This window comes from Dyadobacter diqingensis, assembly GCF_024220585.1.
Classification (GTDB): Bacteria; Bacteroidota; Bacteroidia; order Cytophagales; family Spirosomataceae; genus Dyadobacter; species Dyadobacter diqingensis.
Genome location: NZ_JAMXKF010000012.1, coordinates 26,382 through 51,099 on the forward strand (window position 1 = coordinate 26,382; position 24,718 = coordinate 51,099).

General features: G+C 43.3%; 17 protein-coding genes. 3 read left to right on the forward strand and 14 right to left on the reverse strand.

The genetic code is table 11. The annotated features are described in order from the left end of the window. Positions 1–2 precede the first annotated feature (2 nt). A complete protein-coding gene (locus M1L62_RS25645; protein WP_254562508.1) occupies positions 3–287 on the forward strand; it encodes a hypothetical protein in 285 nt (94 codons plus the stop codon). Positions 288–535: 248 nt separating this feature from the next. Here the strand turns inward: M1L62_RS25645 and M1L62_RS25650 are convergent, their stop codons facing one another. From M1L62_RS25650 to M1L62_RS25685, 8 genes are all read right to left on the reverse strand, one after another. Next, on the reverse strand, positions 536–1,096 hold the full coding sequence (locus M1L62_RS25650) for an RNA polymerase sigma factor (RefSeq protein WP_254562509.1): 561 nt from the start codon (positions 1,094–1,096) through the stop codon (positions 536–538). 235 nt (positions 1,097–1,331) lie between these two features. Further along, on the reverse strand, positions 1,332–3,443 hold the full coding sequence (locus M1L62_RS25655) for a copper amine oxidase (protein ID WP_254562510.1): 2,112 nt from the start codon (positions 3,441–3,443) through the stop codon (positions 1,332–1,334). 20 nt (positions 3,444–3,463) lie between these two features. Beyond that, positions 3,464–5,575, reverse strand: a complete 2,112-nt coding sequence (locus tag M1L62_RS25660; protein ID WP_254562511.1) for a copper amine oxidase — start codon at positions 5,573–5,575, stop codon at positions 3,464–3,466. A gap of 38 nt (positions 5,576–5,613) precedes the next feature. Continuing rightward, positions 5,614–7,080 carry a SusD/RagB family nutrient-binding outer membrane lipoprotein gene (locus tag M1L62_RS25665; RefSeq protein WP_254562512.1) on the reverse strand — a complete coding sequence of 489 codons (1,467 nt, stop codon included), beginning with the start codon at positions 7,078–7,080 and terminating at the stop codon, positions 5,614–5,616. Between the two features lie 103 nt (positions 7,081–7,183). Beyond that, positions 7,184–10,735 carry a SusC/RagA family TonB-linked outer membrane protein gene (locus tag M1L62_RS25670; RefSeq protein WP_254562513.1) on the reverse strand — a complete coding sequence of 1,184 codons (3,552 nt, stop codon included), beginning with the start codon at positions 10,733–10,735 and terminating at the stop codon, positions 7,184–7,186. Positions 10,736–10,946: 211 nt separating this feature from the next. Next, positions 10,947–11,984: a FecR family protein gene (locus tag M1L62_RS25675; protein ID WP_254562514.1), complete on the reverse strand. Its 1,038-nt coding sequence runs from the start codon at positions 11,982–11,984 to the stop codon at positions 10,947–10,949. Positions 11,985–12,213: 229 nt separating this feature from the next. After that, on the reverse strand, positions 12,214–12,690 hold the full coding sequence (locus M1L62_RS25680; protein WP_254562515.1) for a hypothetical protein: 477 nt from the start codon (positions 12,688–12,690) through the stop codon (positions 12,214–12,216). A 134-nt stretch (positions 12,691–12,824) separates the two neighbouring features. Continuing rightward, positions 12,825–13,778, reverse strand: coding sequence for a threonine ammonia-lyase (locus tag M1L62_RS25685; RefSeq protein ID WP_254562516.1), 954 nt, complete (start codon positions 13,776–13,778; stop codon positions 12,825–12,827). Positions 13,779–13,934: 156 nt separating this feature from the next. Here M1L62_RS25685 and M1L62_RS25690 point away from each other — a divergent pair, with 156 nt between their 5' ends. Beyond that, the gene (locus M1L62_RS25690; RefSeq protein ID WP_254562517.1) at positions 13,935–15,608 is read left to right on the forward strand and encodes a fatty acid--CoA ligase; all 1,674 of its coding nucleotides are present in this window, start codon (positions 13,935–13,937) and stop codon (positions 15,606–15,608) included. A gap of 119 nt (positions 15,609–15,727) precedes the next feature. Here the strand turns inward: M1L62_RS25690 and M1L62_RS25695 are convergent, their stop codons facing one another. From M1L62_RS25695 to M1L62_RS25710, 4 genes are all read right to left on the reverse strand, one after another. Beyond that, positions 15,728–17,023, reverse strand: a complete 1,296-nt coding sequence (locus M1L62_RS25695; protein ID WP_254562518.1) for a serine hydrolase domain-containing protein — start codon at positions 17,021–17,023, stop codon at positions 15,728–15,730. A gap of 118 nt (positions 17,024–17,141) precedes the next feature. Then, a complete protein-coding gene (locus M1L62_RS25700; RefSeq protein WP_254562519.1) occupies positions 17,142–18,029 on the reverse strand; it encodes an OmpA family protein in 888 nt (295 codons plus the stop codon). Positions 18,030–18,347: 318 nt separating this feature from the next. Beyond that, positions 18,348–19,094 carry a GLPGLI family protein gene (locus tag M1L62_RS25705; RefSeq protein WP_254562520.1) on the reverse strand — a complete coding sequence of 249 codons (747 nt, stop codon included), beginning with the start codon at positions 19,092–19,094 and terminating at the stop codon, positions 18,348–18,350. A 79-nt stretch (positions 19,095–19,173) separates the two neighbouring features. Then, positions 19,174–21,990, reverse strand: a complete 2,817-nt coding sequence (locus tag M1L62_RS25710; RefSeq protein ID WP_254562521.1) for an outer membrane beta-barrel family protein — start codon at positions 21,988–21,990, stop codon at positions 19,174–19,176. 360 nt (positions 21,991–22,350) lie between these two features. On the opposite strand from M1L62_RS25710, the gene M1L62_RS25715 reads away from it, so the two are divergent. Then, positions 22,351–22,872 (forward strand): metallophosphoesterase family protein, encoded by a 522-nt coding sequence (locus tag M1L62_RS25715; RefSeq protein WP_254562522.1) that lies wholly within the window; start codon positions 22,351–22,353, stop codon positions 22,870–22,872. Positions 22,873–22,970: 98 nt separating this feature from the next. On the opposite strand, the gene M1L62_RS25720 is transcribed toward M1L62_RS25715, so the two are convergent. Next, the gene (locus tag M1L62_RS25720) at positions 22,971–24,200 is read right to left on the reverse strand and encodes a M20/M25/M40 family metallo-hydrolase (protein WP_254562523.1); all 1,230 of its coding nucleotides are present in this window, start codon (positions 24,198–24,200) and stop codon (positions 22,971–22,973) included. A 38-nt stretch (positions 24,201–24,238) separates the two neighbouring features. After that, positions 24,239–24,550: a MerR family transcriptional regulator gene (locus M1L62_RS25725; RefSeq protein ID WP_254562524.1), complete on the reverse strand. Its 312-nt coding sequence runs from the start codon at positions 24,548–24,550 to the stop codon at positions 24,239–24,241. Between the last annotated feature and the right edge of the window lie 168 nt (positions 24,551–24,718).

Genomic DNA, 24,718 nt, shown 5'->3' on the forward strand with positions numbered 1-24,718 from the left:
CAATGATATTTTACATAATTGCTGTAACCATTAACTGTATCGCCATCCTGCTTGTCATCGGCAATGCAGTTTACGATGCTTTCACGCTGGAATACTCCACCGGGCATAATGACATGGCGAACCTGGCAGGATTTGCGTTGGCAGCGATCGTCGGGCTTTCCTGGTATTTGAGAAACCACGACCAGCAGCTTATCGCTAACATACTGGTTGGGGTACCGGCAGTTCCGTTATTTTTAACCGGCCTGATGCTGCTCCTTTTGGTTGTTCTTAAACCTGACTGGAAGTAAATATTAACACAGCTATTTCAACATCGCAAACATAATCCCCAGACAATTTCTATTTAACCCCATCGCTCATAGCCAGACTTTACAGTCTGGCTTTTTTGAAGAAATATTAAACGAAACTTTGGATTAGGTCGGTCACAAAGGCTTGCGTTGATGGGAATTGCCCCGCTAACAGTTGAGTTCTGTCACGCAAAAAATGTACTATCAGCGATATACGTAAAGTAAGGAAAATTTAGGAAAGAAGGAAAATCTCAGCGTAAAAAAACGACCAGTTCCCTGCGTAATATTGCCATAGCGCGGGAAATCTGAGCTTCGACGGTTTTGATAGAAGTGCCCAATTCCTCAGCCACTCTACTATAAGTCAGTCCCTTTTCACGATTTAAAAAATAAGCTTCCTGTGTTCTGGGAGGCATTTTTGAAAGCGCAACATGATAGGCTTCAAGTAGCTCAGCCTGATCCAAATTCTCTGCCAGATTATTGTCAGCAACTTCATAATCCGACATCTGATCATTGAGAATGAGATGTAATTGTTTTTTCTTACCCAAAGCACGGATCGCATGATTTCGGGCACTCACGATAAGATACCCAGTGAAATTTTCAATCTCGTTCGCCTTGATCTGTTCGCGGTTTTCCCAAAGTTTAACATACACTTCCTGAATCCAGTCTTTGATCTGCTCAGCATCTTTGGAGTAACGCATCAGCACACGAACCAGGGTACTGTAATAATGATCAAATAATATTTCGAACGCTTCCCCACTGCCTTCTGAAAGAAGCATTAACAGTTCTTGGTCGGAAAGTATTGGTTTTTTCATATTTTTTACCGGCGTAATAAAAGAATATTCAAAATATTATTCGGCATTATTGACACGTATAAATATAATCAATAGATATAAAGAAACTAAACAATAGTTTTATTTTATTTTCCATCAACTATGCAGATTATTAGCATTATACAATTTAAAATTTCCGAATTAATAGCAACAAAAAAGAAGAGACGAAACGCCTCCCCTTTTTGCTGCTAAATCCGGAAAAGTATGTGAACCTAACTTAATTTTTATTCCTCGCCGTTGCCGCCGGAGTGACGCAAACCGGTATAGAGCTATTCATGGCAAGCTCCGTGGATTTGGCAGCTTTGGTTTTTATCGCCACTTTTTCTTCTTTCAAATCCGGCATTTTAACGGTCGGGTTCTGGTTGAAAAAACCGTAAGGCATCAGTGAGAACTTGATATAATGCGGTGCCATGATCGGCCATTCCTCAGGACGAACAATATGCGTTACACCGGCAACATACCAGACCACCAAGTCTTTGTTGACGATATCCCGGTTTTTGTCGGTCCAGGTTGGCAACCCGGCATTTTTGATATTACTGGCCGGATAATCGCCTGCCGGATAGATTTCCTTTTCATTCAAAGGTGTTACCCAAACATGATTTTTAAGAAATCCGGCCCTGCTCATCAAAGAGGCTTTTTCGTTTACTAGCGGTTTTATGCCCGCACTTGGCATCAGCATATAAGACGAATGGTGGCCATAGACATCGGTTTTATCATGATTCATAAATTTCCAATGCCGGGCACTTCCTGCATTGATGGATCGCTGTGCCTCTTTTTCCGTTTTAAAATCAACCATTTGCGTTACCATGGCATTATTGTAGGGATTAGAAGCACCAGACGGAAGCGCGATTGTATTCATTTCTCCCGCCGTGTTATTGGTTCCATCCACATCCATATCCATGCGAAATACAAAGAAATGCTGATGATTTACCGCTTCCACGTGCTCCTTAACGAGCGTCCCAAAATAACTTCCCTGAAAGGCTTCATCCTTAGAACCGGCCAGATCCGTCGTTCTGTGTACCCCACGAATATGCACGATCCCGTTTAGTTCTGTAACGACATCAATGGTTCCATCCTGCTTAAAGACCCATTTGAAAGCATAATCATAATTACCGATTGTCGTAAAATACTTAACTGCAAGGTTTGTAGCAGCAACACTTTTTTCATTGTGCCTCCACAACGGACCGTCACTTTCCTCATACACTGCTGCCGCGCGTTCAAAAGGCACCACTTTTCCGGTATCGTTCTGCACGACTGTGGAAAGGAAAGTCGAATTGGCCGGGGCGTCAGAACCCGGAATCATCGGACGTGCTTTGCTTTGCCCCAATCGATAAACTCCCACATCAAAAAAGTTATTAGAAGCCGTTTTCAAATCCGGAGAACCATAATTTACAACCATTTCAGGCATAGAACCACGGTACATCACAGATCTCCATTTCCCCTTATCCAGATAAGAAGCCTGATAAATAATCAAACCTTCCCGCGCGCTGATTCCATATCGAAATTTCCAGTTATTCCAGGTCACTTCATGTCCCTTAATCGAATAAGTTACGCCTTGCGGCTGTTCAATTTTGATCTGCTTTGTGGGTTCAATCGTTGCCACCGCAGAATCTTCCTTGAAATAATTGATATTGATGGGTTCATCAAAACCTTTGCCATCATCGACGATTTTAAGCACCTTCCGTTCTGTCAGATCTACGTATGCCGCAAGTCCTCCGATACCAAGACTACGGTATTTTTTATTTTTATAAGTCGCGGAAACAATTTCCTCCCGATTGCCCTTCGGCCCGATCCCCATATCACCAGCCGTATTACTTCGGTAGGTAACAGAGTCCAGTGGAATACCTCTTTTTTGCAACGCGGCAACCCATTCCTTATTGGCCGGCATAATTTGACTTAGCGCAATTGAATCCGCTTTAAAACCCAGAAGACCAACCGGCTGCATCCCTTTCATGGTGTCAATTTTCAGAATTGATTTGCCATTAAGATCGATTTTGATCTCTAACAATAAGTTTTTGGGAAAATCATAAACACTCGCCAAAGCTTCGCGACGGAACCCTTTTCCTGTCTGGTAAGCCAGAACCTCCGCTTTAGGCGGTTCAATCAAATTGATAAAAGAAAAATACCGATCCTTACCAAACATCTTCTTTTGAACCAGAATCTCTTTTACCAGTTTTATTTCGATGGAATCCAAAGGATCAAGCGGATGAGCGTATCTTGGATCAGAAGTAAAATTCTCTCCGGAAGCCTCGGACTTTTCACACTGCGTAAAAAAAACCGTAATCGACACAAGTGTCAGTACTGCGGCAAAAAGGCGTAATTTATTCATAGGAGTATAGGAGTGATGATTTAATTAGATGTTTTCCCGGGTGTAATGCATACCGGTATTTTGTTGAGCGCCACAGCCGTTTCAAGGCTAATACCCTTACTGAATGCGACAGGCTCAGCTTTCAGCGGCGGCATTTTAACCGTCGGATTTTGAGAGAAAAATCCATTGGGCATCAACGAAAATCTTACGAAATGTGGTGTCATAATCGGCCATTCTTCGGGTCTGACAATGTGCGTGATACCCGTTACGTACCATAGCACCACATCATTGTTACCAATATCCCTGTTTTTTGCAGTCCAGGATGGCAAGCCAGCTTTCACCAAATTACTGGCCGGATAATCCCCGGCGGGGTAAATTTCCTTTTCGTCGAGTTGTGTGATCCAGACATGATTTTTGAGGAAACCTGCCCGGTTTAACAATGAAGATCCTTCGTTGACAAATGGTTTTACACCCGCTCCCGGCATCAGCATGTAGGAAGAATGATGCCCCCATTTATCCATGACTCCGCCATTCATAACCATCCAGTTTCTGTTGCTTGCAACATTGGCGGAGCGCTGTGCTTCCATTTCTTTTCCAAAGTGGGTCATTTTGGTCACCATTGTATTTTTATACGGATTGTGCGGTCCGTCCGGCACGGCCATGGTATTCATTTCGGCTACCGAGTTCGTCGTTCCGTCCACATCCATATCTAAGCGGTACACAAAAAAATGCTGATGATTGACCGCCTCGGTATGATCGTTTACCAAAGTGCCGTAATAACTTCCTTCAAAATTATCGTCCCCCTCTCCCATACCTACCGCATCGCTGGTACGGTTAACGCCGTGTATATGCACAATCCCGTTAAGTTCGTTGATGATCTCAATTACACCATCTTCTTTAAAAACCCACTTGAAAGCATAATCGTAGTTTCCGATGGTAGTAAAATATTTGATGGCCAGGTTTGTGGATGGAACCCCTTTGGTATCATGTCTCCATAACGGCCCACTGAATTCTTCATAAACAGCTGCTGCGCGTTCAAAAGGGATTACTTTCCCGGTATCATCATGCATCACTGTTGATAGATAATGAGCATTTGTCGGAGCGTCTGCGCCTGGTGTCATTGGCCTGGCCTTGGTTTGAGCCAAACGATATACACCCACATCGAAATAGTTATTGGAGGCCATCATAACATCAGGCGAGCCATAATTCACGACCATTTCAGGCATCGATCCGCGATACATGATCGGCCGCCATTTGCCTTTGTCGTTGTAGGACACCTGATAAATGATAAGTCCCTCGCGACCGCTGATACCATACCGAAACTTCCAGTTGTTCCAGGTTATTTCATGGCCTTTGATTTTGTAATTAACACCGGCAGGCTGCTCCGTCTGAACCGGATTTAGCTTTTCAATGGTTGCAACAGCCGAATCCTGTTTAAAATAATTGATGTTCAACGGGCCCGTAAAATTTTTACCCTGATCCAGAATTTTAAGTATCTTCTTATCAGTCAGATCAACATAAGCGTACAACCCGCGCACACCCAGATTATTCATCTTTTTGTTCTTGTAGATCGCTGTCACAATCAGCTCACGATGACCTTTACTGGCAAGGCCCATATCAGCCGCGGGATTTCCCCAGTAAGTGACAGAATCAATGACGACACCCCGGTCTTTGAGCGCAGCGACCCATTCCGTACTTCCTTTCAAAACCTTGCTCAGCGTAACCGAGTCCGACTCCATGGTAAACAAACCCACTGGCTGCATGTTTTCCATCGTATCCACAGCAATAATCTGCTTCGTTTTCAGATCCAGTCTTATTTCTGTCAGCACATTTTTTTCAGGATTGTAAACGCTGGCAAGCGCCTCCCTTCTGAACGGCTGTCCCGGTTGATAAGCCAATATTTCGGCTTTTGGCGGTTCCTGCAATTTTATAAAAGAGAACAGATGCCCCTTAGTAAAAATCTTCTTTTCTTTAAGAACCTCTTTCACCAGTTTAATCTCCGAGGAATCCAGTTCATCCAGCGGATGGGTGTAAACCGGATCGAAAATTTCCGCCTTTACCACCGGCGCCTGCGGAGCTTGCCGACAGCTATATAATAAAACCGATAACAGTGCTGTCCTGAGGGCGAGCATAAACATTCCAGGTTTCGACATAGAAATAGAGTTAATTAACAATAAATGTTGTTTACAGATTATTTATCCCACCAAACATGGGTCTCCAGAACATCCGGTCCCTGGCTTGCGATGGCGGCAGCGTAATTCTCTTTGTTCAGACTTATTTCCAGAAGTGGATAACCCCGGCGTCTTGGAATTGCTCGTCCATTGGCGGCATCCGGTGCTGGCAACAGGGCCGGAAAGTCCAGCCGTCTCCACTCAGCCCATGCCTCGAGTCCCTGCATGTAAAAGGCAAGCCATTTCTGATCCCCAATGGATTTTCGGTAGTTTGCAACGTTATAACCCACGGCAGGTTTGGCCAGGTAAGCGTCTATATTTGCATCAGACACCCCCCAATACTGCATGGATGCCGTGATGGCTGCCTTGTAAAGCGTAGAAGCGTCTCCGCTTATCCAACCTCTTGCCGCAGCTTCTGCCTGGACAAACAAGATCTCGGCATAAGACATGATCACCATTTCCGCATCGGCCTTAAGAATCCGGAGACTAGGGAACGAGACATTTTTATTGTTGATACTTGCGGCCGTTGAAGCGGACACGCCATAAGGAATCCCTCTGTAATCGCCCCCATTTTCAGGGATTTTCGCATAAGCAGAAATGCGCGGATCACCCAGTTCCTTCAACCTGTCGATGAGCGTAGTAGCAACAGCCAGCGTTGGTGTCCCCACAAAATAGTAATGATACCAGGTGCTGTAATTAGGTTGCGCAGACTGATAGCTGAAAGCCGCGATGTGGTCATTGCTGGTAAATACACCCGAAGAAATTGCTTGTTTAACGGTTCTGGCCGAAAGTTCAGGATTAACTTCTGACAAACGCATTCCGATCCGCAGCTTCAACGACTGGGCAAATAACTTCCAGCTCGCCATATCGCCGTCATAGATAATATCTCCTTCAATATTGCCCGCACTGACATCGATTTGCGCAGTGGCCTCATCCAGTTCTTTGATCAGATCTGCATAAATCACCGATTGTTTATCATAAACCGGCGTCGGGTGGTTAAGTCCGGACAATGCCTGGCTATAAGGGACATCACCCCAAACATCGGTAATCTGCTGAAACGTCCATGCTTTCATGATCCTTGCCACGGCAATCTGGTTCTGATTCGGGCCCGACTTGGATGCAGCAATAGCAGTACTTTGATCCGTATTCAAACGGATTAATTCAATCAGATCTGCCAGTCCTCCCTGATAGATCGTATAAAAATCACTTTCGATGTCCACATATCTGTCTTCATCTGTATAAAGTGTTGAAGACCACATCTGCATGATACGCATACCCCCAACATCTTTACCGGTTGTGGTACCCATCCCGAATATTTCCTTCATCAGGTTTTGCTGGGCACTGCTCAACAGATAGGCCGTCGGAACCTGAACGGGATTATTGGGATCTTTGTTAATTTCTTCAAAATCGGATGTGCAGCTTCCAAAAGTCACCAGAAAAACGGTAAACCAAACAACCCGGGGCATCATATTCTTAATTTTTTGCATATCTCATTTCGGTTAAGGATTAATGGGAATCACCAATTCTGTTTTATTAACCTCGTTCATCATGGGCCTGACAACACTTTGTTCTCCAGACCCCATTATTTTATCAGAAGGAAACGTTCAGGTTAAATCCGAGCGAACGTGCGCTAGGTAACTGGGCCGACTCGATCCCCTGAATATTGCCAGAGCCCAGCGTTGTTTCCGGGTCAAAAATGTCGGTATTCCGAAGCAGCACAGCCAGATTACGTCCTACAAATGACAAAGTCAGCTTTTGGATCGGTAGCTTGCCAAACAATCTTTTAGGAAATGTATACCCCAAACGCACCTCACGCAGTTTGATAAAAGAACCATCAAAAATATTAGCCTCGTTAACCATGTCCATGTCCTTCCAATAAGCCTGTGCGTCAATGTAAGTGTTGTTGGGCTCTCCACTTTCCAGTACCCCGTCTGCACGTACGCCACCACCCGCGTTAACGGGATCACGCTGCGGAACACCCTTATCATTCAGGCCAGCCGTTTTGGCAAGCAAACCTGCATATCCCCCGGTGGCGCTGGTGACCGAGTAAATTTTTCCTCCTTTCCGGAAATCAATCAGCGTACTGAACGACAGGTTTTTATATTGTAGCGCATTATTAAGACCTCCCGTAAAAGCCGGAAGCGTGTTTCCGAGCACCTTGCCGCTTTCCTTAATGTAGTAGCCATTTTCGTCAACCAGCCTCTGCCCCTTATCGTTTAACTTATATCCCATCCCCACCATTACACCGTAAGTTTCCCCCACTCTGGCATTGATGCTAAGATTTGAATAAGCATTGGCCAGCTGATAATTTTCCTGACCGTCGGCCAGAAACTCAACTTTGTTTTTATTACGTGCCCAGTTTAAGGTTACGTCCCATTTCAGGCCATTTGGCAGTTCAACAGGAGTACCGGTCAACGAGAGCTCGATTCCATGGTTGCTGATTTTCCCCGCATTGACAATTGCAAAGCCATAACCTGTCGTACCCGATACCGGCAAATCAAGAATCTGATCCGTTGTGGCAACGCTATAATACGTAACATCAAGCCCCAGACGATTTTTGAAGAATCGTAAATCACCTCCAAATTCATAGGAAGTTGTCCTTTCCGGTTTCAGGACGGCATTGTTTAACACATCGGGCACGGAAAATATCTGCTTGCTGCCAAAGGCTGTGCCTGGCATATAGGTAATTCCCAGACGATAAGGATCCGTATCATTTCCAACCCGCGCCCATCCTGCCCTGACCTTGCCAAAAGAAAGAAAATCGAGCGAGCGGATCAATTCTGAAAATACAAAACTGGATGATACCGCAGGATAGAGATAGGAGTTATTGTTGATCGGTAAAGTGGATGACCAGTCGTTGCGCAACGAAGCATCCAGGTAAACGATATCCCTGAAACCAATCGTCGTGCTTCCGTAAACGCTATTCACCGAACGTTTGCTTGAATAATCAAGAATGTCGGGACGATCCACGGACGCCTGGAGGTTAAAGAAATTGGGAACATTCAAACCGCCATTGGTGCGTCCGTAATTCTGAAAATAGCTCTGGCGGCGTGCATTTGCTCCGGCGTTGATCGTCAGTGAAAAATCGTCGCCCAGTTTGGGATTATATTGCGCCAGAATTTCGTAGTTATTTTCTTTCACTTTCCGGTTATCCTCTACATACATACTCCCGTTGACGCTCCCTTCCGCAGTACGTTCCGAGATTCGCAGATCGTAAAAATCAGTACGCGCATAACCGGTAATGGTCAGATGCGAAATGGGTGCATAGGCCAGCGAAACATTACCGAATACCCGCTCACGTGTATCATCACTGTAATTCTCATACAATTCAAAATACGGGTTATTCCAGTAAAACCCATTCAAATCTTCCGGTCCCGACAGGTTCCAGTTTCTCAATGAACCGTCTGGAGCGCGATAATTTTTCAGGGCTTTTAAATCAATTTGTCGTTCAAACCAGGTATTGAATGAGGAAACCACGCTCATGGCACCCGTACCTACGTAGTCGCCTGCTACCGGGCGGCCGTGGACATAATTATTTACGTAATTGGCTTTGATCGAAGCCGTCAGTTTGGACGACAATTTTGCGCTCGCATTCACACTAATTGTATTTCTTTTGAGACGACTGTTGGGCAGCGTACCATTCTGGCTCACGTTGGTATAGGACAACCGCATATCGGCCTTGTCGTTACCACCCATCAATGAAATGCTGTTGCTGAATGTTTTGCCCGTTTCATAAAAATCCTTCACATTATCGGGATGGGCAATCCAAGGTGTCGTTTTACCGAAACTCTCCCCCGGAAAAAAGCTCTCCCATTGCCTCACCTGCCGGCCATCCAGCTTAGGCCCCCAACTCTCATCTGCGGAAAAATTAACTACCGGTTCACCTTTATACGTATCAAAAGATTGCTTAAATCCCCCGCCGTAATCATTCTGATATTTGGGCAGCATATATACCTTTTCAAAAGTGCTGCTTGAATTAAAACTTACACCGAGTCCTTTGACATTTTTACCACTTTTGGTTGTCACCAGAATAACCCCGTTTGATGCCCTGGACCCGTACAACGCGGCAGCGCTCGGCCCTTTCAATATCGAGATAGATTCAATGTCATCAGGATTGATATCCTGAGCGGCATTTCCATAATCACGCCCTCCGTTCCCTTTCTGGGTGTCTACCGAGTTCGGACTCGAATTGTCCAAAGGGGTACCGTCAACAACAAACAGCGGCTGGTTATTACCTGAAACCGAATTTGCACCTCTGATCACGACCCTTGATGAACCTCCGATATTGCCGGAAGCACCCGTAATCTGCACACCTGATACCTTCCCCTGTAAGGCGTTGACAAAATTCGTTTCGCGTGCCTGGTCCATTCCTTTGGTTTCGATATTCTGCACAGAATAACCAAGCGATTTCTCGGATCGCGCAATACCCAATGCTGTAACCACTACCTCCGAAAGTGCGTGTACATTCTCTGCCAGCTTCACGTCAATAACGGCCTGGCTTCCCACCGGAATTTCCTGCGTTACAAAGCCAATATACGAAAACACCAGCGTCCCCTCAGCAGCGGGAAGTTCAACCTTATAACCTCCGTCAGCAGCTGTGGCTGTCCCGATATTGGTCCCTTTCAAAAGCACATTCACGCCCGGAATTCCTTCTCCATTGATAACCTCGGTCACTCTCCCGGAAATGCTAACCATCTGAGCCGGTGTCTGGACAGGGAGCTTGCCGATGGTTTTAGAAATTAAACTGATAGGAACTGCACGGAGAGATGCTTCATCTTTGTTGTTGTCTTTGTAAAGAATATAAAAATTATCACTCGACTTTTTGTACTGAATTTTAAGGTCTTTCAATATTTTATCCAGGCTGTTTTCAATAGCGATTTCCTTTTTTGTTGCATTCACGAGTCTGGCGTCAACCTGGACATCTTTAACGAGTTCTGTCGGGTAGGCGATGGAGACCTTGTATTTCACTTCCAGCTCTTTAAGATACTCTTTTAAGAGAACATGATTCGGCTGTCGCCCCTCCTTACCATCCCACGCCTTCCTGACACTGATAACCGACGCTACCGTCTGCGCCCGGCCGGGTGCCTGCAGACATATGAGACCTAAAAGTGGATAAATTAAAATCTTCCGAGGTGTAGTCATGAGGTGAATAGTTGAAAAATAAGGAATAGAGATTTTCACATACATAAGATTGATTTGCCCACACAAGCGGACAGTCCTTTTTCAGTATGAAACAGTTTATGTTTCAAAGAAAACATTATAGAAAAACGCGTACAGATAGGAATTCTGACAGTATGATTCCGTTTGCGGCCCGGATTCAGCACTCTCTCCCGAAGATTTTTTTCCGGCCTAATTATTCAGCCAGCAATATTACATTGTCTTTTTTGATCACTTTTAAGTCAAATAAATTGGCGATGTTGCTGATCAGCATATCTCCGTTCCCTTCTTTTAAGGGAATGGAACCCGAGACTTCCCGTGCCAAAAGTTTTTGGTTTTCAACTTTTACGACCACGCCATAACTCTCTTCAAGTTTTTGCAGCATTTCATTCAGTGAGGTGGCGTCCAGTATCCATTTCCCCAAAATCCAGCCATAATACAATTCGGGATTAACCCTTGATCTCTTAACCTTATTGGTATTGCTTTCCTGCGCGGTAACTTCAACCAGATCTCCCGGTTTAAGATAAATATCCTCTTCCTCGATTTTTTCAGGTAATGTCAGTTTTATTTTCCCGGATTTTAATGAAATAAGACTTTTGTCTCCCCTTTCAGAAATATCGAACTCGGTGCCTAATACTTCCACCGTTTTGTTATTTGACAAATGAACCAGAAACCGGCCGTTGTTCCTTAAGTGTGTGATCTCAAAAAATGCCTCGCCTTTCAACCAGACCTCTCGTGTTCTCTGGTCATTCCACGATTTGGAATATGTCAGACTACTATTTCCGTTGAGGGTAATTTTCGAATTGTCAGGCAACACCAAATGTTTGATCTGACCATAACGTGTTGAATTTTCTATCAGCCTGTCATATTTCCACAAGTAAAGTGCAAAAGCCAATACGACGAAAATAAAACCGGCCGCTGTAACACGGTACCAGCCTTCAAGCGTCTTAATCCTGCCCGACTTATACTCCTGCAAACTTTTAACCGGATCTGTATTGGTACTTCGTAAATCCTGGCGAATCCTTTCTGACATTGTCCGCCACACTTCATTTCGCGACAGGCAAAGTTCTATAAACAGTTTTTCGTCCTGGTCTTCAACTTCCCCAATCCAGATCATCGCCTGTTGTGTGTTCAGGATATCACTTCTCAGCCAATTCTCAACCAAAGTGTCATCTTCGGGCAAGCACTGATCTTTGAAATACAGCATCACTAACTCTTTGGTCACTCCTGTCATCTTATCTGTATGATAATAAGCTGCACACAATTTATTTTCTTTGGCTAATCTATAAGTATTGAGTCAGTTTATTTCGCCATACCCTTATTAGACTTTCATTTTATTTTAAAAAAAATATATGAAACGATTGGGCGCCTGTGAAGAGATGGATAAAAAAACAAATATTCACACAAGAAAAATGCCCGATGAAACTGGTTTCACCGGGCATTTTTTAATGTATTTACAGAAATTACTTTTTCTTGAATTCCAGATAATCTTCTCCTGAGCCGCTGGTTGTGGTATTGGCCCACTTCAAAGTAACATTCAACTGAACGACACCGGAAGTGTTCGTCACTTTTGCGACAACACCGCTAAGTTTTTGTTTGAGAACGTCTCCACCTGTTCGTGTAACATCGACCACTTCGTCAATTGTAAAGCTATCCTCCGCAGTCACCTTTGCTTCCTGGATTTTCCTAATCTGAATGTCGGTAATTACTGTTCCGGATACCGACACCTTGATACTCTTTGTATAATTAATTGCTAAAACATTTTTGTTCGTATTGGTAATTTCCCAGTCCTGAACCGTCGTGGTACCACCGTCAACAGTAGTAGTAGAATAAGTTCCCACAAATGCCGGTGCGTAATCCGGTTCCACAGGCGCATCCTTTTCCTTATCCTTGCATGCAACAAGCAAAACAACGAGACACAAAACGATTAATTTTCTCATGCTTAAATTTAAAATGAAAGTTTGATGATGCAAATGTAAAAACACATTGAATATATTCCATTTATAACGGAAATAATATCAGAATTGCATAACCGCGTTAATATTTTTAATTGTTTAAAACTTTAATTTTCGGATCAGAAGGGTAATTTCCCCAGATCAACATTGCCTCCGGAAATAATTACACCTATTTTTTTACCCTGAAATATCTCCTTATTTTTCAAAACCGCCGCCAATACCACCGCGCCGGATGGCTCAACAACAATTTTCATCCGCTCCCACATCAGCCGCATGGCCGCAATAATTTCCTCGTCCGAAACTGTCAATATATCCTTTACATGTTTTCTTATTATTTCAAGATTTTTAGGACCGAGTGGTGTCAGTAAGCCATCAGCAATGGTTTTTACAAAAGGTGCTTTCTCTACCTTGCCGCTTTTAAAGGAGAGTATCGCGTCGGCGGCACCTTCGGGTTCGCCTGCAAAAACCTCTGTTCCGGGCGAGAAATAATGTGCAGACAATGACGTTCCGCTCAAAAGACCACCTCCACCGACCGGCGCGATGATCACATCTAGCTTAACGCCTGCATCTTCAATCAGCTCTTTGGCCGCAGTGCCTTGTCCGGCAATGACAGCGTAATTGTTAAAAGGGTGAACGAAAGCTGCACCCGTTTTTTCGACGATCTTATCCACTGCATTCTGGCGATCTTCTGGTGTATTCGGGCAAAATGTAATCTGGGCACCATAACTCTCCACTCCCTGCACTTTCACCTTTGCTGAGTTATCCGGCATCACAATGTATGCTTTGGCTCCCACTTTTGCTGCTGCGAAAGATATTGCCTGGGCATGGTTGCCCGATGAATGTGTCGTCACACCATTTTTCAATTGCTCTTCCGACAGCGACAAAACTGCGTTCAAACCGCCTCTCGCCTTAAATGCTCCAATCTTTTGGAAATTTTCACATTTGAAAAACAGCTCTGCTCCTGATAGTTGATTTATAAATTGTGAGGTCAGAATAGGCGTTCTGTGAATATATGGAGTAATAAGGGTGTGCGCTTTTTCAATAACCTCCTTATCGGGAATACTTTCGCTCATGATATAATTAATATTACGTTTTTTCTTTTATTTTTACAATTATCAACAATTTCTGAACCCAGATTTTACAACATACAAAAATCCGGTTTCCCAATCTATTTTTCCTGAACCAATAAACCAGCGAGTCAGAATTACAGCCTTAAAAGTACCACAATTATGATTCAAACCAGATTAATACCCAGAACTCCGTCTGCATACGATCCTCCGTTACTGATAAAATCTTTGCTGGCACAAACCTTCAAGTACAATCCGCAGCGGGAGATCATTTATCGGAATCTTTTCCGGATGGATTATTTTGAGTTTAATCGCCGTGTACGCAGACTCGGAAATCTGTTGGCGGCGTCGGGGATAAAACCAGGAGATATGGTCGGTGTGATGGATTGGGACAGCCACCGGTATCTGGAATGTTTTTTTGGGATTCCTTCCTATGGTGCTATCCTGCATACGATCAACGTCAGACTTTCTCCTGCCCAGATTTTGTATACGATCAATCACGCGGAGGATCAAATCATACTCATTCATGAAGATTTCGTTCCGATCATCGAAGCAATAAAAGATCAGATTACGACTGTAAAAAAATATATCATCATCAGCGACAAGGTGTATGCTGATTCCAAAGGAGAAGTGATTAAACCTTCATTTGAAATTGCCGGTGAATACGAATCTCTGCTGTCTCAGCAAAGTGATGTTTTCGAATTCCCAGACTTCGATGAAAATACATGGGCGACCAGCTTTTATACAACCGGTACCACCGGCGAACCCAAGGGAGTTTATTTCTCCCACCGACAGCTGTTTATGCACACCATGGGACTGATCTCTTATTTTTGCGGATACCGGGCACTGCCTTTTACAGACCAGGATGTCTATATGCCGCTTACGCCGCTGTTCCATGTCCATGCATGGGGTTTTCCCTTCGTAGCCACCATGCTCAATAACAAGCAGGTATATCCTGGCAGATACGAACCCGATATGCTGGCTGGCCTGCTGAAAGAACATAAAGTAACGCTATCGCATTGTGTACCAACTATTTTAAATATGGTTATTAACTGCGAAGCTGCTAAACAGACAGATTTGTCTAAATGGAAAGTTCTGATAGGCGGTTCGGCCCTGACGGTTGGTTTGGCAAAAGCCGCAAACGCGATGGGCATTACAGTTTCGGCGGGTTATGGCATGTCTGAAACGGCACCCGTTTTAGCCGTGGCTTATCTGGATGAAAAGCAACAGCATCTTTCACAGGAAGAAGCGCTGAGTTTTCGAATCAAAGCCGGTCGCGTTTCGCCATTTTCAGAATTACGAATTATTGATGAAGATGGAAATTTTCTGCCGCACGATGGAAAATCGGTCGGTGAAATCGTTGGCCGAAGCCCGTGGATGACGCAGGGGTATTTTAAAGATCCTGAAAACTCAGAAAAACTTTGGCGTAACGGTTGGTTACATACGGGAGACGTCGGATCTATTGATGAACAATATTATCTTACGATTTCAGACCGGGTGAAGGATGTTATCAAAACCGGTGGCGAGTGGGTTTCTTCTCTGGATATTGAAAATTTGCTATCGCAGATTGAAGGCGTCGGCGAGGTTGCTGTGGTAGGTTTACCAGACGTTCGCTGGGGAGAGCGTCCGCACGCACTGGTCGTACCGAAAACCGATTTTCAGGCATCGCTGACATCGGAGTTTATCCGGTCGCAATTACAAAAGGGTGTTGAAGCCGGCAAGATCAATAAATGGTATGTTCCGGATCAGATTCATCTGGTAAAAGAAATACCCAAAACCAGTGTTGGAAAAATTGATAAAAAAAAGATACGTAAGGAGTTAAGTGAGAAAGTTTAGCGGAGCAGATCCGCAGCAGAAATCGGAGCGCCCAGGGAAGTCAAGACTGGGCGTCTCCGTTTTGAAAACTTGACTTCCCTTATTCTACCCGCATATTCTTAATTTTTCATTCCTCATTCTTAATTGCCAATCGACTGATAGACCAGGACTTTAAATTTGTCCTGCATCTCACCCCAAACCGTATTAGGATATTTCTGAGTCATCAGCAAAGCGACAACTTTGTTTTCCGGATCAGCCCAGTATGTCGTCCCGAAAATTCCGCCCCATTCGAAAACATTTTCCGGAACAGGAATACGTGCCGCTTCTCTTTCAGAAGCAATAGAAAATCCAAGCCCAAATTTGTTCCTTCCCTGATTCAAATCTCCGATCTGATTACGTGTCATCAAATGAACCACAGCCGGGCTCAGAATGCGCTTTCCGTTATATTGCCCACCGTTTAGCAATGTTTGCAAAAAGATAGCATAGTCATAAGCGGTGGAAGTAAGCCCAGCGCCGCCAGCATAAAATGTGCCGTTTTGTTTGGGATATTCTCCCGAAAAACCCTTTCCGTTTTCTGACTTTATCGTTTTACCTTCCTTATCTTGTGTATACAATGTAGCCAACCTGTTAAACTTATTTTCAGGCAGATAAAAATAGGTATCTTTCATGCCCAGTGGTTCAAAAATCCGTTCTTTCATAAAGTCATTCAGCGATTTGCCGGATAAGACTTCTACCAGATAACCCAGCACATCGGTGTTCAGACCGTAGGTAAATCTTTCACCCGGCTCATGGATCAGCGGCATTTTACCTAACCTGTTCATGGCGTCCGAAAGTTTATAGTGAGGCGTTCCGATTCCGCTCGGAATATCATTTTTCGCATAAATCGCTTTGGCTTCTTTCGAACCGATTCCTGCATAACTGATACCGGAAGTATGGGTTAGAAGGTCCCGGACAGTAATTTCACGTTTGGCAGGTTTCACCGTATAACTTGAATCTGCCTCATTGAATTTATCGAGTATCTGCGGATTTTTGAAAGCCGGGATATACTTAGAAACCGGATCGTCGAGCAAAAATTTTCCTTCTTCAAAAAGAATCATGACCGCAGTGCTTGTGATTGCTTTGGTCTGTGACGCGATACGAAAAATAGCATCCTTTTTCAAAGGCGTTTTCGCGTCAACGTCGTCCAGACCAATACCTTTATGATAAACGATCTTACCATTTTTGATCACGAGCGCAACTGCGCCGGCAATATGTTGTTTGTCAATATAATCCTGTAAAACCTTGTCAATTCTTTTAAGCCTGTCGCTGCTTATCCCGACACTTTCCGGAGATGAATCAACAAGCGGCTGGGCAAAGAGCAGCCGCGACGAAAACACAAGCAGCAAAGCCATCATTCTAACAGCATTCCACTTTGAAAAATACAAAATCCGGGACATAAACTGAGATTAAGATTAATTGAAAAGAATAGCAAAATAGAACAAAAAATCTAAAATCGACACAAAGAAAGCCCGTCAGACTGGCTGACGGGCTTCCATATTTTCAAAACCGGTTTTCTTATTTACCTGCGTTTGGTGTATACAGATTAAAGAACTGATCCAATTTCGGCGTAATGATAATTTCAGTACGACGGTTCAGGCTACGGTTAGCAGGAGAATCGTTTGCAACCTTAGGAAGATATTCTCCACGGCCACCAGCGATCAAACGAACCGGCTCAACTCCATATTTCTTTTGAAGTGTACGAGCCACAGACGTAGCACGCAATACGCTCAAATCCCAGTTATCAGAAACTTTATCAGTAGCGATAGGTACATTATCCGTGTGACCTTCGATCAAAATTTCGATTTCTTTGTAGTCGTTCAGAATTTTGGCAACTTTCGCAAGAACAGTTTCAGCCTGTGCATTGATTACAGAGCTTCCTGATTTGAAAAGCATTTTGTCAGAAAGAGAAACGTAAACCACACCTTTCTTCACTTCAATCTGAACATCCTCGTCACTAACATCTGCCAATGAACGTTTCAGGTTCAGCACAAGCGCCATGTTAAGAGAATCTTTACGTTGGATGCTTGCGTTAAGGTCGCGAATCTGGCCACCTTGCACGTTCATCATTTCAAGAGATTTCTTGATGCTTTCAGAACCTTCTTTACTGATCACCGAAAGATCAGACATACGGTCAAGAAGACTGTTGTTGTTTTTCTTTAGGAAGTCAACCTGATCTTCCAACTCTTTAAGTTTGTTATTTTTTGCAGTAAGCTCATCATTTTTAAGCTTAATGTCATTATTCAAACTTGCAGTTCTGCTGTCGCAATCGTTCAAATCTGCTCTTGCTTTATCAAGCTGGATTTGAATTTCATTTGCCTTGTTAACAGCGGCAGTCATTTTTTTCTTGCTTGCACACGAGCCCAGTACAAACAACATAGCAACGGCTAAGAGCGTTTTTTTCATAAGTTATCAGGGTTATACTAAAAATAATACAATTTTAAGTTCGACATAGTTTATAGCAACGATATAAAGAAAATCGTGCCAGACCTCCTATTTCAATCCTTCATAAAGCACAGTATTATTACTTACGATATCAAAAAAGGGCCATCCGATCCTTTAATAAATAAAAAGCACTATCTCATTTTGAAAGAGATAATGCTGAGTATAGCAATCTGTTACATTCACTTTCAGACCGCAAAGGTACAAAAACTATAAATTAATTCGTACTTAATAATATCTTTTTCTTTTGTTAATAAATCCTAATGAACCATCACTCAACCCCTAATATGGTAACGCCCAAAAAGGATTTCGGTGCGCTTTTATACTGTCCCTGATATGGGTAGATAACAATTGATCGTATTGCTGGTTATTGATCTTCTTGCCTTTCAGTTTTTTGGGCACGCCAATATCTTCCGTATTTGTTTTCATTTCTACTTTTTTCGCTGTGACCGTAATATCGCCGTCATTGACATCCAGTTCCAGGATCATCCCCGGAAGGCCGCCGTAAAGCTCCGGCCCGCCAGGCACGGGAAGGTTATCCGCAAACCAGGCCGTAATCTTCTGTCCTTTGATAGTGTCCTCAGTTACAGCCATCATACACATATAACCCGCAATTTCCTTGATTTTATTCATCACCTTCCATTTAGGCGACTTGATGGAATCTTCAACGATGTAAGTCTTGCCGAGCATTTCGATAACGTCGGTCTTTTTTTCACTTTGCTGGTCACGATATATTCTAAAATCCGTTTCATTCCACGACCAGCCTCCATCATTTTCCTGATTTTTCGGGTAAGAATAGAACGTTTTATTTTCATTGAAATACAACTTCATATCCTTTTTATATTCGTCGTTTTTCCCCCAGGTCATTTTAAGCCTGTCCTTTTCTTCATTGCTCAAAAAAGTCAGTCTTGAATAAATTCTTGTCCAGTGATAAGTCTTTTCATAGGTAATTTCCCCCTCCATTTTCTGCGCCGAAACGGAAAGACAAACAGTACTTAATAATAGCAGTGTTACAACCAGTGATTTCATATAAAATCCTATTTTAATTTATGGCTTTATAAAACGGATCTCAGTTGCCCGAAAAGCAGCTGAGATCCGTCGAACGATTTTAGAAGTTATTATTACGTCTTACAGATGCCGACATTCCCCTCATATTGTAGGTAAAACTCAGCATAAAATAACGCGACAATGTCCGTGTTCTTGACTCTGTATAATAGTTGGACGTGGCAAACTGAGAAATACCCAGGTTCTTTTTAAATACATCATTCGCAGTTAAACGAACCTCTCCCCTTTTATTTTTCAGGACGATTTTATAAACCGACAAGTTAAGGATTGGCTGCCTCTGGCTAAAACCAAACTGGTTATTCGTATATGTGTTATAAGAAAAACGGCTGTTGAAATAAATCTCCTTCGGCATTTTTACGTTCATCTCGGCACCATAGGAAGCGCTCAAAACCTTCTGATTCTGGTTGGTATTGATCGAATATTTCGTGTTGGCAATATTCCAGTTTGCATTACTATAAAGCGTAAACACGTCACTCGGCGTCAGATCCAGTCTCAACCCAAAATTGTAACCATCCGTTTTTGTATCATTTTCAATGCTGTTAATATAGGTCAGGTTACTGCTGTAATTAAGACCCGTATTCAAATTCAGCGTGGCTTTTGTCTTTTTCAGAGGAAAACCAAAACCCAGATAAGTACCATAACGATAACCTCCCGAAATGTTCATCGGCTTTGTGGTTGTCACCAGGTTTTCATCAATCGTTTTGTTATAAACAATCTGATCCACATTATAGCTGTAATTCAGGCTCGCGTAAAAGTTGGTAAAACTCGAAGGGTTAAACATCTGATAACCTCCATAAACACTGTGGCTCGACTGAGGAATCAGATTCGGATTACCTTCAACAATATTCAGTGGATTACTGTTATCAACCACGGGCTGCAAGTCGGCAATGGACGGCTCCTGCACATTCAGGCCATACTGCATGTATAAGTACCGGTTCTTTTTCAGGTCATAATTCAAGGAGACATTAGGCACCACTTTGAAAAATGAGCGGTCAACCTTGGTGATCTGCGTGGAAGTCTGATCGGCGGCGAACTTCCCTTTTAAATCAAACTGCTGCCCCGCAACACCCACCGACAGGTTCAAACCTTTGTGCGAGTATCTTACACTTGTCCCCAGGCGGTTGTAAGTAAAGTCGTTGGTGTAATATCGCGTCAGGAATTTGTTAACTTCTTCCACATTATTTTCTCTGATGTCGAACACATTCCGGTCCACTTCATCTTTACGCAGACTGTAATTGTAGAACGTTTCCCAGTAAAACTTCTTGGCAAAAGGTTCGATATAAGACAAACTTCCCTTCAATTGTGTACGATTGCTTTCCGTATCATTCTTCTGATTGATCCGGCTGTTGCGGGAAGGATCAAGGAAAAATTCATTGATCGAATTCTGGAAAGAAGAACCATCCGAATTGTTGATGTTGTAACCCAGACTAGCTGCAAAATTCCGGCCTTTCTTTTTGAATTTGCGACGATATAAAAGCAGGTTTGACATCGCAAACGAGTTATACAAACTGCTGTTGTTAACCGTAGATCTATTGGATAAAGTATCTCCGCCCCTGTAATACTGCTGAAAACTATCGTAGTCGCCGTCTCCGTTATTGATCCTCGAATTACTGATCAGAATGATGGTATTCAATGAATCCAGTACTTTTTCCAGACGAAAACTTGGTCTGTGGTTCCCCGCAAAAGATCCCCTTCTGTTTTTGTCCGTCGAGCGATATGAGGCGTTATTGGAAAGGAAGTTCTCACGGCTCGACATAACATCGTTCACCGCGTCCGTCTGGTTGTAAAAATAACTGGTACTAAGTTTTGTTTTCTTGGTATCGAAGTTGTAGTTGGCGCCGCCGGCCCAGTTTTTTGTAAAACCCTGAGAGCCTCCGCCATAGTTTGGCTGAATGGTTATGGATTCATCTCCTCCGTCGCCAAAATACCGGAACCCGCTGGAAAACCCGAAGTCCCCATCGTCACCCCAGTTAAAGGACTGGCTGCCCTTGAAATCCTGATAATCATTTCTGGCGATACCGGACTGGTTTGTATTGTTCCCAAAACCAAGGACGGAAACCTGTTGTTTGTCATCAAACCGGTTGTAACTGACCTTCCCTTCAAGTCTTGAATCGGTACCGACACCAGCCACAGCCTTTCCAAAACCACCTTTTTTGTGACTGTCTTTCAGTTCCAGGTTAAGTGTTTTTTCTCGCTTGCCGTCGTCAACACCCGTCACTTTCGCCTGCTCGGTCTTACCGTTAAAAACCTGTACTTTATTGATGGCTTCTGCCGGGAGATTTTTCGTTGCCATTTTAGGGTCATCTCCAAAAAAACGCTTACCGTCTACCGTCACACGTTTGACGTCTTCCCCCTGCGCTTTAATATTTCCGTCGGCATCTACCTGCATACCGGGCAGTTTCCGGATCAGGTCTTCAACGGTGGATCCCGGTGGAACTTTGAATGCTCTTGGATCATATTCAACCGTATCACCTTTGATGCTTAAAGGCGCCCTGGCAGTCTTGATCACAACCTCATACAGGTCATTATTAAGAATCTTCATGCTCATTTTTCCGAGATTGGTCACATCACCATCATTAGGATTAACAAGCTGCTGATAAGGAAGGTAACCCACATAGGAAACCTTAAAAAGGTAGGAAATCCGTTTGAGGTTTCTAAATTCAAAAGAGCCGTCTTTGTTCGTTCTCCCAAAATTGACAAGGGATGAATCTTTTGGCAACAACAACATCACGGTTGCTTCGGGAAGACCAACGCCGGCGGTATCACCGACAATTCCTTTCATGGTAAAACGTCCCGTATTTTGCGCGAGCGAGGCAAAACCAATGAGACTACAACATAACAGAAGTAGGATTTTTTTCAAGGCTAATTACTAAATTTAGGTGAGCAGGAAAACGTGTGTACTGTTAAAAATAATGTTGCGCAATATTATAAAAACAAGAATGCAAATACAACTAAATTTTTAGTTTTAACATAAATTTGTATCCATTGGATAATTTTTTAACTTTTATTAAGAAACAGAAATTTTGCAAAGATACGTTTTTGCAACAATTGGTTACAAAAAAATTATTAAAATAATAATTACTTAATTTGCGGACTATTAGCGGCTGGGGAGATTCTATATTTCAAAAAGAACTTGACATAATCCAACTTTATTATACCGTTAGCTATATTTATTTTTTTAAGGCAAAACAAGACGCGTACCCATTGACAAACACGATAAATGAAAAGTATAGGTTTGCTTTCTGACACCCATGGATATCTTGATCCCCGTGTATTTGAACACTTCGCTAACTGCGATGAAATATGGCATGCGGGCGATATTGGTTCAGTAGCGATTATTGACCAATTGGAAGCATTTAAGCCGGTCCGTATTGTATTCGGAAACATCGACGAAAAGGCAATACAGGTACGTTCACATGAGAATTTACATTTCGAACTGGAAGGATTCCGTATCTGGATGACACATATCGGTGGTGCACCGCCACGTTATAACCCGATGGTAATGCCCACGTTAAAGTCTGAATTACCCGATATTTTCATATGCGGACATTCCCATATCCTGCGGGTGATCCGCGACAAGGACTTAAAAAATATGCTTTACATCAATCCTGGTGCTGCCGGGCGTGAGGGATTTCACAAGATCAGGACTTTGCTGCGCTTCAATCTGCACGAGGGGCTGATCAGTAAAATGGAAGTTATAGAGCTTGGGAAGCGAGGGGCTATTGAGGCGGAAATATTTTAGATACAGGAGGATCTGACGCGAGAGAAGTCAACTTTCCAAAAGTTGACTTCTCTATCCTACTATTCGTCACTCATTCAGTAATTGCAGCTTATCCTCTATCAGAAAGTAACCTTTACCACTTTTTTCTCGGCACCTCTCAGCAATTCAGCCTCAACCTGCTGCCCCTTTTCGTGTTCGGCCAGTATCTCCATATAATCATAAATCGTATTGATCGTTTTTCCGGCCAGCTTAGTAATCACATCACCCGCCAGGATGCCGGCAACATCCGCAGGACGCGCTTTGGACACGCCATCGATTTTAAGCCCCTTTCCCGAAAAACTATAATCAGGCATAACACCCAACGTTACTTTGAAATTGGAAGTAGTAGCACCTGAATGTGGGTTTCCAGCCGTCAAAAAAGCCGGCTCAGATTTTTCGTTATCCAGCTTTCCCAACAAAGCTACAATCAGGTTTAATATTTTAACCTCTCCATCGGCATTGACTTTATCCGCGTCATCGCTGATTTTATGATAATCGCTGTGCCCGCCTGTAAAGAATTGAAGGACCGGAATATTTTTCAGGTAAAACGAAGTATGATCCGAAGCGCCGACGCCGGAAGAATCGATCGTATATTTCATACTTTGTTTTTTGGCAAGATCCGGAATGATGGCTCCCCAGGCAGGACTTGTTCCCCACCCCGAAATAATAATTCCTTTTTCTTCATTAAATCTGCCGATCATGTCCATGTTGATCATGGCAGAAATGGATTTCAAAGGCACAGTCGGATTCTCGGTATAATACTTCGAGCCCAGCAAACCCAGCTCTTCTCCCGAAAAAGCAATGAAAAGAAAATTATGTTTTTCCTTCGCTTCGTTCGAGGAAAAATATTTTGCCAGTTCAAGTACACCAGCAGTTCCGGACGCGTTATCATCCGCACCGTTGTGAATGTAGTTTTTACTGTCCGGCGACAGCGAGCCGCTTTGATAACCTTTTCCCAAATGGTCAAAATGGCCACCAATCACGATTGTTTTTTCGCCCCCGTTATCAAGAAAACCTACCACGTTTCTGGCTGTCATCTGATGGGCTACACCGTCTATTCCGGCTGTAACCTGAAAAGGCTGAAAATACGTACCATTGGTCCCGGCCGGTTTTAGTCCCGATTTCTTGAATAAATCCGCGATGTAGTTTGCGGCCTTGATTTCACCTAAAGTTGCAGTCCCACGTCCTTCAAATTCATCCGAAGCAAGCAGGTCAACATGCTTTTTAACGTCAGCAGCTGTTATTTTTTGTGCAAAACCATACCCTGAGACACCCATCAAAAGTGCCGCTGAAAGAAGTACTTTTTTCATTTTATATCGTTAACTCAAATGCTGAACAATCCTTGTTATTATAAATTATCCCTCAATTCCGCAAGAAAATCCCTTACCCTTGTCAGTCTGTAAATCATCAGCTGCGACTCTTCCTTCCTGCGCATCTGCTCGCGCGCACCCTTGATCGTCCGGCCCTGCTTGTCCTTCTGATGCATGATTTTCCGGATCACCTCTATGTCCCGCTCCGTATAACGACGACGGTTTCTAGAATCTCTTTTGGGCGCCAGCTGCGGAAATTTCTTTTCCCAAAAACGCAAAGCGGAAGCCTCACAGCCAACCATCGCGGCTACTTCATTGGTATCGTAGTATAATTTTGTATTCGGTTCCATAGTCGTGATATCTGGTACTGGCAAATGTACTAAGCTATTTTCGTTAATTATAATTATTCTAAACAATTTGTTTTCCAGAAAAAATGCCGACAATTAAAATTCGGTTAACACAGGTTACATCATGTTTTTGTAACTTAACTTGAAATTCAAATCAATCGCCCTTTCTTC

What these genes read in the sequence shown, in the direction of transcription:
- M1L62_RS25680 (WP_254562515.1), bottom strand. Translation starts at nt 12,690, where the DNA reads ATGAGAAAATTAATCGTTTTGTGTCTCGTTGTTTTGCTTGTTGCATGC.
- M1L62_RS25660 (WP_254562511.1), bottom strand. Translation starts at nt 5,575, where the DNA reads ATGTCGAAACCTGGAATGTTTATGCTCGCCCTCAGGACAGCACTGTTA.
- M1L62_RS25670 (WP_254562513.1), bottom strand. Translation starts at nt 10,735, where the DNA reads ATGACTACACCTCGGAAGATTTTAATTTATCCACTTTTAGGTCTCATA.
- M1L62_RS25695 (WP_254562518.1), bottom strand. Translation starts at nt 17,023, where the DNA reads ATGTCCCGGATTTTGTATTTTTCAAAGTGGAATGCTGTTAGAATGATG.
- M1L62_RS25700 (WP_254562519.1), bottom strand. Translation starts at nt 18,029, where the DNA reads ATGAAAAAAACGCTCTTAGCCGTTGCTATGTTGTTTGTACTGGGCTCG.
- M1L62_RS25685 (WP_254562516.1), bottom strand. Translation starts at nt 13,778, where the DNA reads ATGAGCGAAAGTATTCCCGATAAGGAGGTTATTGAAAAAGCGCACACC.
- M1L62_RS25650 (WP_254562509.1), bottom strand. Translation starts at nt 1,096, where the DNA reads ATGAAAAAACCAATACTTTCCGACCAAGAACTGTTAATGCTTCTTTCA.
- M1L62_RS25720 (WP_254562523.1), bottom strand. Translation starts at nt 24,200, where the DNA reads ATGAAAAAAGTACTTCTTTCAGCGGCACTTTTGATGGGTGTCTCAGGG.
- M1L62_RS25665 (WP_254562512.1), bottom strand. Translation starts at nt 7,080, where the DNA reads ATGCAAAAAATTAAGAATATGATGCCCCGGGTTGTTTGGTTTACCGTT.
- M1L62_RS25645 (WP_254562508.1), top strand. Translation starts at nt 3, where the DNA reads ATGATATTTTACATAATTGCTGTAACCATTAACTGTATCGCCATCCTG.
- M1L62_RS25675 (WP_254562514.1), bottom strand. Translation starts at nt 11,984, where the DNA reads ATGACAGGAGTGACCAAAGAGTTAGTGATGCTGTATTTCAAAGATCAG.
- M1L62_RS25705 (WP_254562520.1), bottom strand. Translation starts at nt 19,094, where the DNA reads ATGAAATCACTGGTTGTAACACTGCTATTATTAAGTACTGTTTGTCTT.
- M1L62_RS25725 (WP_254562524.1), bottom strand. Translation starts at nt 24,550, where the DNA reads ATGGAACCGAATACAAAATTATACTACGATACCAATGAAGTAGCCGCG.
- M1L62_RS25655 (WP_254562510.1), bottom strand. Translation starts at nt 3,443, where the DNA reads ATGAATAAATTACGCCTTTTTGCCGCAGTACTGACACTTGTGTCGATT.
- M1L62_RS25690 (WP_254562517.1), top strand. Translation starts at nt 13,935, where the DNA reads ATGATTCAAACCAGATTAATACCCAGAACTCCGTCTGCATACGATCCT.
- M1L62_RS25715 (WP_254562522.1), top strand. Translation starts at nt 22,351, where the DNA reads ATGAAAAGTATAGGTTTGCTTTCTGACACCCATGGATATCTTGATCCC.